This is a genomic window from Streptomyces sp. A0592 (assembly GCF_004795115.1).
Classification (GTDB): domain Bacteria; phylum Actinomycetota; class Actinomycetes; order Streptomycetales; family Streptomycetaceae; genus Streptomyces; species Streptomyces erythrochromogenes.
The window spans coordinates 1-776 of sequence record NZ_SSBM01000104.1 but is presented as its reverse complement, the minus strand read 5'-3'; the positions used below and the strand labels follow the sequence as shown (position 1 = coordinate 776).

General features: G+C 68.0%; 1 protein-coding gene. It reads left to right on the top strand.

Annotated elements, in window-relative coordinates; genetic code table 11:
* Window positions 1-16: 16 nt before the first annotated feature.
* Window positions 17-776: amino acid ABC transporter ATP-binding protein (locus E6U81_RS39545; RefSeq protein ID WP_136234808.1), on the top strand; the 760-nt coding region annotated here is incomplete at its 3' end.

Genomic DNA, 776 nt, shown 5'->3' with positions numbered 1-776 from the left:
GCAAGGCGGTGGCCTGATGACTGCCATGGTGAAGGCCGAGGGCGTCCACAAGTCCTACGGTGCGGCGCACATCCTCAAGGGCATCGACCTGGAGGTCGCCCCGCGTGAGGTCTTCTGCCTGGTCGGCCCGTCCGGCTCCGGCAAGTCGACCTTCCTGCGGTGCATCAACCACCTGGAGCAGATCAACGCCGGACGGCTGTACGTCGACGGGGACCTCGTCGGCTACCGCCAGAAGGGCGACAAGCTCCACGAGCTGAAGGACAGCGAGGTCGCGGCCCAGCGCCGGGACATCGGCATGGTCTTCCAGCGCTTCAACCTGTTCCCGCACATGACGGCCATAGAGAACGTCATGGAAGCGCCGGTCATGGTGAAGGGCGAGTCCAAGGCGGTGGCGCGCGAGCGCGCCGTCCGCCTCCTGGACCGGGTGGGCCTGGGCGAGAAGGGCGGGAACTACCCCTCCCAGCTCTCCGGCGGCCAGCAGCAGCGCGTGGCCATCGCCCGTGCGCTGGCCATGGAGCCCAAGCTGATGCTCTTCGACGAGCCCACCTCCGCCCTCGACCCCGAGCTGGTCGGTGACGTCCTGGACGTCATGCGGGACCTCGCAGAGTCGGGCATGACCATGATCGTGGTCACCCACGAGATGGGCTTCGCCCGCGAGGTCGGCGACAACCTCGTCTTCATGGACGGCGGCGTCGTCGTCGAGTCGGGCCACCCCCGCGAGGTACTGGGCAACCCCCAGCACGAGCGGACGAAGGCCTTCCTCTCCAAGGTGCTGT